Origin of the sequence: Agathobaculum ammoniilyticum, assembly GCF_025567315.1 — a bacterium.
In the GTDB taxonomy this organism is placed as follows: domain Bacteria; phylum Bacillota; class Clostridia; order Oscillospirales; family Butyricicoccaceae; genus Agathobaculum; species Agathobaculum ammoniilyticum.
In genome coordinates, this window is sequence record NZ_JAOQJE010000029.1 from 1 (window position 1) to 8,848 (window position 8,848).

Here is an 8,848-nt window from a genome sequence, read left to right on the forward strand (position 1 = left end):
CGCGTACTCGGCGTCCATTGCGCGGAATATAGCCGCGACGGTGCTATGGCGCAATATATTGCAGTGCCAGAAAGGATTCTATATCATAGAGTAGTTATTAAAGCCCCTCTCCAAGGGTTGTGCTACACGGTAGGGGATGCTGCGGATCAGTAATTACTACCCACCACAAGATGGTTCAAGAAGGGTTACAACCACAGCCTCTATTACGGCACCGAAGTAAATTTCTGAACGCAAACAAAGCCATATTGGCTGTTTTGATGTGATTAGCTCCCCCTTGAAAACGACGTGATATGTTGCCGTTAGACAAGGGGGAGCTTTACTTATGCGGTATCGGCAGAGCGGGTGGATTAGCATATCGCCGAGCATACAAGGGAACTTAGTCGTCGGGCGCGATACGTCGCGCTTCCAAATAGTAACATTTTTCGATGCTCGTCCATTGAAAAAAGTTTTGCGCGGTAGCACGCCTGTGCGCAGTATCTGTGGGAACAGGCCGGCTTTCGAGAGGTTCGGTAAAAGAAAGCCTATGATAGATAGCGGCGTAGTAGTGTTTCCGTTCCATGGATATAGTCGATTCCTGCTTCCGTGTTTTCTGCGAGTAACTCATCAAGTGCCTGCTTATACATAGCGCTTCCTCGAGTGCAAACGGAGTAAGAGATTGCGTTATCCCAGCAAGGTGACAGGATAGAGTGGTCTGCGCCATGCCGGACGGTACGGCGCGTTGCATCAGGAAGTGCAAGACTGCGACATGATCGACATGGCACAGCAACCGGTACACAGCTTAAAAACAGATGCTATCTTCGTGCAGATAGACCAGTTCTGCCAGCATCCTGCGCGCATGGCAGACGACATGCTAGACTTGAGTCGTTCCCAGTACGCATTAGCAGCCGCCGTCGAGTGATTATCATCTCCGGTGGCGAATACGAGAGGGACGCGCTAACTGTATGCCTATATTGTCTGTGCAATGGGCGCAGTATGCTGCATAGGCCGCGTGTGCTGTTAGTCGCTAAAAAACGCAACAGTCTGCGCCACCTGTGGCAGCAGATGGTCGACCCGACATCCGCCATTCTACATCAGTGGAAAATATATATCGGTGCTATACTTTCGGTAATAAAGAATACGGTCACTTGGGAGAACGGATCTCTAAGGTGGCCGTATTTTTGGTAACACAGCATACTCAATGATGCCGAGCAGCCTATATCCAAGACAGAAAATCAACTCTGAAGCCCTTGCTGCTAAAAAACAGCCGCAGGGGGGATTTTTTATCCAAGTATTTTTCCCTTTTCTGTACAATAAATGCAGGATAACTGCCTATATGCAGAATGGAGGAATAACATTTGGGAAATATTTACGGTTATATCAGAGTATCCAGCACTGACCAGAACGAGGATCGGCAGCTTGCTGCGTTGCGGGCCAAAAGAGTGCAGAGCAATCGCATCTATATGGACAAACAGAGCGGCAAAGATTTTAATCGCCCGAAATATAAGCGCATGTTGAAAAAGTTAAAACAGGGCGACCTGCTCTATATTATGAGCATTGACCGGCTGGGGCGTAATTATAAAGAGATACAGGAACAGTGGCGCATTTTAACGAAAGAAAAGGGCATTGAGATCTGCGTGCTGGATATGCCGCTGCTGGACACCCGGCAGGGCAAGGACCTGATGGGAACATTTATTGCCGACCTTGTGCTGCAAATCCTGTCCTTTGTGGCGGAGAGCGAGCGCGCAAATATCCGCAAGCGGCAGGCCGAGGGCATTATCGCAGCCAAAGCGCGCGGCGTGAAGTTCGGCAGACCAGCTCTGCCCCTGCCCGATAACTTCTACGAAGTACATAAAGCGTGGCGCGACAAAAAGATACCCCTCCGGCTGGCAGCAGAAACCTGCGGCATGCCGAAAGGGACTTTCTATTATAAAGCTGTGAAATTTGAGAAAGAGAGATAAATACAGCGGCTGAAAACTCGAAAAGGTATACTTTTCAAAACAAACCCTACTCTTACCATGTTATTTATAATATCGGTCGGATACTTTTATAAATAAGGAAATAAATAAAAAAATTTCCCCTACGGTCGCGTTTATAAAAGTATAGTTTTTGAAAACGGAAGAAAGGTGAGAAGATGCTGGCGTTATCCGTTCAAGAAGGAGATTATATCACGATCGGCGATGATATTGTGATTCAGATATATGCGCAAAAGGGAAAGCTGACGCGTATTGCAATCGACGCGCCCAGAGAAATGCCGGTTGTTCGCTCCAAACTGGTAGAAGAGCAGGGAGCAACGCCGGAATGTATGAAGCGCTTCCGCAGCAGCAAACCGTAAAAATCAATTTGATTCAAACGGATTGACCCGTTTTGAATAGAAATTTATCAACTAAAGGGCCGCAGACGGATGGATTCGCTGCGGACGGATTCTGAAAAGGAGAATGATTTATGAGAATCCAGCACAACATTATGGCAATGAATGCCTACCGCAACTACAACAACAATACCTCAGCGCTGTCCAAGAACCTTGAAAAGCTGTCCTCGGGCTACAAGATCAACCGCGCGGGCGACGACGCGGCCGGTCTTGCGATTTCCGAGAAGATGCGCGCGCAGATCACTGGTCTGGAAACCGCACAGAAGAACGTAAAGGACGGCATCTCGCTGGTAAAGACCGGTGAGGGTGCAATGCAGGAAGTGCAGGACATGCTCAACCGTATGGTCGAGCTGGCCACCCAGTCCGCGAACGGCACCTACGACAACGAGGTTGACCGTGACAACCTGCAGAAGGAAGTAGACCAGCTCAAAACCGAAATCGACCGTATTGCAGATTCCGCGAACTTCAACGGCATTAAGCTGCTGGACGGAAGCCTGAGTGGCGGCTCCCAGGTTGATAATCTTGCAATTGATGCGACCACCGCGGTTAAGGGTACCTATACGACTGCCGCTGCAGCGGATACCGGTGCACTCGGCAAGCTGACTACGGATGATATTGGCAAGACGCTGGATTACACGGTTACCTGGAAGGACAGCAGCGGCAAAGAGCAATCTACAACCGTTTCCCTTACCTATCAGGGGGATGGCACGGGCGCCGTTGCAAAGGACAACAAGAAAAATTATTTTACCGACGCAAATGGAAATAAGTATTATCTCGATGCAAGCGGTACTGGCGCTAAGCTTGCGGCATCCCGGGTTTTCAGTGGTATCGTAGCTGGTCTGAAGGCGGACAGCAATTTCTCCGCTAATTTTGATGTTGCGGCCGATAGCGGTAATAAGCTTGTCTTTACCTCCAAGCAGGAGGGCTCTGCGGGTGCACAGGTAGTCGGCGTCGGTGTGAGTGAAAATACCAGCCTTACTGCAGGTTTTGCAGCATCTATGGCAGGTGACGTTGTCCGTACGGAAGCCTATGATTCCATGCAGAAGTTTGATGCCAGCAAGATTACAGTCGCTGACGGCGCTGCGTCTGGCGTTACCTTGGAGCAGTTGAAGGCAAATATCTTTGAATTGGATGGACACAAGTTCCTGGTTGCTACCGGCCTGACCAACGATCAGATCAAGGCGCTGGGCGATGATGTAACCATCATCTCTCTTGCTTCTAAGGGTGCCCCAAATGCTGCGGATGCCAAGCAGATTGCCGCGGAGATCAGCCGCGTGACCGGCATGGAAACCAAGGTATATGACGCTGCGGTTACAAAGGCCAACATTAAGGCGACAGATATCGTATTTACCAAGGATAAGCTGAGCCTGAATGGCAGCTCGCTCACCCTGCAGATCGGTGACACATCGGATAAGTACAACCAGCTGGATGTTAAAATCAAGGATATGCATACTGCCGCTCTTGGAATTGATTCATTGAGTGTTGCTACGCAGGAAGCGGCGCAGGCGGCAGTGGATACCATTAAAAATGCGATCAATACCGTATCCTCTGTGCGTGGTACGCTGGGTGCGACCCAGAACCGTCTGGAGCACACCCAGAACAACCTGTCCGTCATGACCGAGAACATTCAGGATGCTGAGTCCACCATCCGCGACACCGACGTGGCCGACGAGATGATGGCGTACACCAAGAACAACATTCTGGTACAGTCCGCGCAGGCAATGCTGGCGCAGGCCAACCAGGTGCCGCAGGGCGTTCTGCAGCTGCTCCAGTAAGCTGTATTTTCTCTGTATTTGCGGCACACACCAAGTTATAATCCGGATGGGGGCGGGCATTTTGTCCGCCCCCGTTTTTATGAGAAAGGACCGATCCTATGAACAGCGATGCCCTTGCACTGGCTCGCCGTCTGGCAGAGTTGGACCAAAAAGAAACTGCACAGCAGGCATATACGCTTGTGCTGCAACAGTCGGATGGATCAGACCCTGCTGCCGAGATGGAGGCTGCAAGCTACATCTTTTTTTCAGAGGGAGAGTATCAGACAGCCTATACGACCTTTGTTTCTCTGTACAACCGCGGATATTATCAAGCGGAATTGATGGATCTGATGATGCAGGCCTTTTATCTGCCCAATGTGGAAGCGCAGCAGAAATGTTATCAGGAAAACTGTGAGCTTCTTGGCGGGTATCCCTATTTGTTTTGTAAGGATTTCCTCCCATTTGACAGCCTTCCAATCTTATTTTTCCCTTTTAATGATAAGGGGTATATTCCTTTTTTCAAAACCCAAAACCGCTTTGGAGAATATATTGATTTTAATGATCCGGTAATAGACCGGAACTTCTTCCATGACCTTGAAAATCCCATCCTTGCAGAGGATGTTTTCTCTCAATATCAGTTGGAGTATTTAAATGACAATGTGCGCAAAAGCGAATGGGTAGCACGCGAGAACCATATCTATCTTCACTATACGGATTGGAATACCTTTTGTGCGTATTTAAGCTGCCTGCAATTCTCCCGGCTTTTACCACAGCAAAAATTTGTTTTTCTGGTTGAAAAGGAGATTGCGCAATATCCCATTGATTTTGCTGAACGATTTGGCATTGATTACAGCAGGAACAGGGTCAGGCCGTTTTCCTATCAAGAGGTTACGCGCCTCATCTGGCATACGCAGTTGGCCACGCATAATGGGGGGGATTTCTTTAATGAAATCTTTCATAACCATCCGAATCTGCTCACCATGGAGTCCGTGATGTTCCATGAACTGAGCCAGAAAATCAAAACTGCAAAAAAGGAATTGCGCCGTCAGGCAGGCAAGACGCAAAAAGGTATGATGGCTCGTTTGACAGATAAGGATATGCTCGTTTCCTTATTACTGGGCCGTGAAGATGCCTGTGCAGGCTTGGATTACAAAGCGCGTATCGTTCCCGCCGTTTTTTTTCAGCCACACTTTCCAAATATGCTGTATCATATTATGTTGGCAGGGAAAAAAGGTGTATCCACGCTATATTCTGAACAGTATGAATCTATTCGCGAATCCCCGATTTTTCAGAATTTCAAGTATATCAAAACATTCACACCTATGCGCCGTATTACGACCAGCTATGCGGCAAGTGTTCGGTTTATGTATGCCCAGGCACAGATGGATCAGGGGAGAGAGGGGGGGGAAACCTTTAAGGTGGTTTCAGATGTTGTATCTGAGCGTATACAAAACCGAAGCTTTATGATTGACCCACAGGACCGGCTGTACAGAGACAGCGTACTTGTTCGCTTTGAGGATGGCAAGCTCAACCCAACGGCGACCTTTACTTCCTTGGCAGGATTTCTGGACATCCCGTATACCGAGAGTATGACCTATTGCTCAGGGCGGGATGGACTCAATCCGGAATCGCTTGAGGGAAATGTCAGGGGCTTTGATCTTGCCACGGTCTATAGAACCTATGATGAATATGCAAATGATGAAGAGCGAGCCTTTTTGGAATATTTTCTGAGAGATGCTTACGAAGAGTATGGATATGATTTCCATTACTACAAAGGTGAACCGGTTGATGAGCAATGGATAAGGGAAAAAATTGCGCGTTTTACTTGTATTGATGGATATATTATGAGAACGTATGGACGTATTTTGGAACATCGGCGAGACGGCAAAACAGGGGAACCTCTGGAAGAAGAAGATATTCGCCAAAGGTGTGCTGCAGTTATCATACCGGAAAAAGAAAAACGGTTTAATTTGGCTTGCCGCCTGCTCGCGGGTTTGTCGTTTGTCAATCGACAGGGACAGCCCCTTCGGATGATGAAGAAACTCGAACTCGATCCTGCGCTGCTGGAGCAGCCGCTTTATCATTGATAAGGAGGGGCGTTATGGAACACAAAGGGACAGTTTATTTTTTCACCGGTTTGTCTGGTGCCGGCAAGACCACATTGGGTGGATTGTTTTATCAACGACTCAAGGCCACAAAGCCCAATGTGGTGTATTTGGATGGGGATGCAATCCGGCCCATATTCGGTGAGGACAGCGGCTACACGCAGGACGATCGCCTGCGCTGGGCAGGGCGGATCTTCCGTGTATGCAAGATGCTTGCCGACCAAGGCATTGATGTCATCTGCTGTTCGATCGCCATGTTCTCTTCTGTACGGCGGTGGAACCGCGAGAATATCAGCCAGTATAAGGAAATTTACATTCGGGTAAAAAAAGAGACTCTGTTGGCACGCAATCAAAAGGGATTGTATACGGCTGGATGTAACGTGGTAGGGGTGGATATTCCATTTGATGAACCGCAAAGCTCTGATCTGGTCGTGCAGAATGACGGCGAACAAACGCCGCAGGAGCTGGTCGAGCAGATCGAGCATATCTTATATCCTAATATCGTGGAAAACCCCATTGATAACCGCGATTATTGGAACCGTTATTATCAGGATCAGATTTGCACCATAGAATCTTCTCCATTTGCACGATATGTGGCGACGATGACCGGGGCGGGGGGGCGGCTGGTTGATCTAGGATGCGGTAACGGGCGGGATGCCTTGTTTTTTGCGGATATCGGATTAGATGTGGTTGCGATTGATCTGTCTGATGCTGCGATCCGTATGCTCCAGAAGTTGGAAAGAGGGAATCCGCACTTTATCTGTGGTGATTTTATCAACGAATCTGTTCATCAGTCGAAGAGTTATGATTACGCATATAGTCGATTCACGATTCATGCAATCAACAGCAAGCAGGAACAACTGTTGCTGCGCTCCATGTATCGAGCCCTTAAACCCGGTGGAAAGTTTTTCATCGAAGTGCGCGGGATACATGATCCTCTGTATGGCAAGGGGCAGCAGCAGGAACGCAACGCTTTTTTTTACAACAATCATTATCGCCGATTTATTGTGATGGATGAACTAGTAGCAGCTTTGAGAAAAATCGGTTTTCGTGTGGAGTATGCGCAGGAACGTACAGGATTTGCACCTTATGGAAATGATGATCCACCGGTAATCCGTATTGTAGCAATTCGCCAGGAGGGATGAGATGATGGTGTGGGCAGATCTCCATATGCACTCTGCGGCATCAGATGGGCAGCTTTCGCCAACTGACTTGGTGCGCAAAGCGCAAGCAGCGGGGATAGAACTGCTCGCTCTGACCGATCATGATACACTGAGCGGGACGGAGGAAGCGATCCGTGCAGGCAGAACATATGGTATTCAGGTTTTGCGAGGGATTGAGCTGGGAGCGAGTGAGCATCGCTATATGCACATTCTGGGACTTGGCATGTCTGATGTCGGGACTGCATTGCCTGCGCTTTGTGACACGCTACAACGCAGTCGTAACGAACGAAAATATCGTATCATTGCTTTTCTTCATGAAAAGGGCATCGATATTTCGATAGGCGACGTGGAACAGCTTGCCGGTGGCAAAGTAGTTGCAAGACCGCATTTTGCTCAGGTATTAGTCCAACAAGGCTATGTATCCTGCATGAGAGAAGCATTTGATCGGTATTTGGATACAGCGGAATATCAAAAAATTGAGCGCTTTAAAGCTTCGGCGGAGGAGTGCATACAGGCGATTCATGCAGACGGGGGAAAAGCCGTATTGGCGCATCCATATCAGTTGGGACTAAACGTAGAAAAACTCGATCAGGTGCTTAAAACATTAAAAAACGCCGGATTGGATGGCCTGGAATGCTGGTATTCGCGGCATACGCACCAAATGACAGAAGAATTTTTAGCTCTTGCTCAAAAATATGAGCTTTACATCAGTGCGGGAAGTGACTTTCACGGAGAAATGGTTAAGCCGGATATTCAGCTCCATCCGTGGAAGCTGGATTTGGATTGGCTGATTTAGGCTAAGCGATGCAATCAGGAATTTTTTATGAATTAACGCGATAAGATCAACAGATATCTAGATATCTGTTGATCTTATCGCTGCGTTTATATACACCATATGCGCCGGAAACGATGTTTTCATGTAAGACCAGCAAACAAATGTCAAGAACCGAATTGAAATGAACCGCTATTTTTAGGTGCGGCAAAAAGGACACAGAAAACCAAGCCACCGGAAATTTTGACTCTGGCCCAGAATGGACAGGTTCAGGATAAGATCAGGCTTCGAGACTATCCAGATGCTTTTTCACAGTGGCGTAGTAAATGCGCAGGAATTTGTTGGTGGAGGCCATCATGTAAACACGATAGGGCTTTCCCTCAGCACGTTTCTTATCCATGAATTGGTACACCGGCTCATCGGCGGAGGAACGCTGGAAAATCACGCTCATCACCAGGAACAATGTTCTGCGCAGAGCGGAGGAACCCCGTTTGGAGATGCTGCGGCTACGGGCTTCCATCTGGCCGGACTGGTACGGAGGGGCGTCGATGCCCGCGAAAGCCACCAACGCTTTCTTGGAGTGGAAACGGCGCACAGCGCCGATCTCTGCCATAAGCTGGGGCCGAGAGCCGGATCACAACACCGAACATCCCCATCACAATGGAGTACTCCGGCAGCGATGCCGCCAGAGACTGCATTTCTGAGCG

7 protein-coding genes and 1 pseudogene are annotated in these 8,848 nt (G+C 48.6%); 7 read left to right on the forward strand and 1 reads right to left on the reverse strand.

Translation table 11 applies throughout. The annotated features are described in order from the left end of the window. The first annotated feature begins 745 nt into the window (after positions 1 to 745). From OCV66_RS15150 to OCV66_RS15180, 7 genes are all read left to right on the forward strand, one after another. The gene (locus tag OCV66_RS15150) at positions 746 to 898 is read left to right on the forward strand and encodes a hypothetical protein (RefSeq protein WP_153802410.1); all 153 of its coding nucleotides are present in this window, start codon (positions 746 to 748) and stop codon (positions 896 to 898) included. Positions 899 to 1,334: 436 nt separating this feature from the next. After that, on the forward strand, positions 1,335 to 1,937 hold the full coding sequence (locus tag OCV66_RS15155) for a recombinase family protein (protein ID WP_054328579.1): 603 nt from the start codon (positions 1,335 to 1,337) through the stop codon (positions 1,935 to 1,937). A gap of 173 nt (positions 1,938 to 2,110) precedes the next feature. Then, a complete protein-coding gene (locus OCV66_RS15160) occupies positions 2,111 to 2,311 on the forward strand; it encodes a carbon storage regulator (protein ID WP_054328512.1) in 201 nt (66 codons plus the stop codon). A 110-nt stretch (positions 2,312 to 2,421) separates the two neighbouring features. After that, entirely contained in the window at positions 2,422 to 4,122 is a 1,701-nt protein-coding gene (locus OCV66_RS15165; protein WP_147574628.1) for a flagellin N-terminal helical domain-containing protein, read from the forward strand. A gap of 98 nt (positions 4,123 to 4,220) precedes the next feature. Further along, positions 4,221 to 6,188: a hypothetical protein gene (locus OCV66_RS15170; protein ID WP_147574629.1), complete on the forward strand. Its 1,968-nt coding sequence runs from the start codon at positions 4,221 to 4,223 to the stop codon at positions 6,186 to 6,188. 14 nt (positions 6,189 to 6,202) lie between these two features. After that, on the forward strand, positions 6,203 to 7,351 hold the full coding sequence (locus tag OCV66_RS15175) for an adenylyl-sulfate kinase (RefSeq protein ID WP_147574630.1): 1,149 nt from the start codon (positions 6,203 to 6,205) through the stop codon (positions 7,349 to 7,351). 1 nt (position 7,352) lies between these two features. Further along, the gene (locus OCV66_RS15180) at positions 7,353 to 8,165 is read left to right on the forward strand and encodes a PHP domain-containing protein (protein ID WP_107631857.1); all 813 of its coding nucleotides are present in this window, start codon (positions 7,353 to 7,355) and stop codon (positions 8,163 to 8,165) included. 256 nt (positions 8,166 to 8,421) lie between these two features. On the opposite strand, the pseudogene OCV66_RS15185 reads toward OCV66_RS15180, so the two are convergent. Next, positions 8,422 to 8,848, reverse strand: a pseudogene (locus OCV66_RS15185) (transposase); the annotation flags it as partial.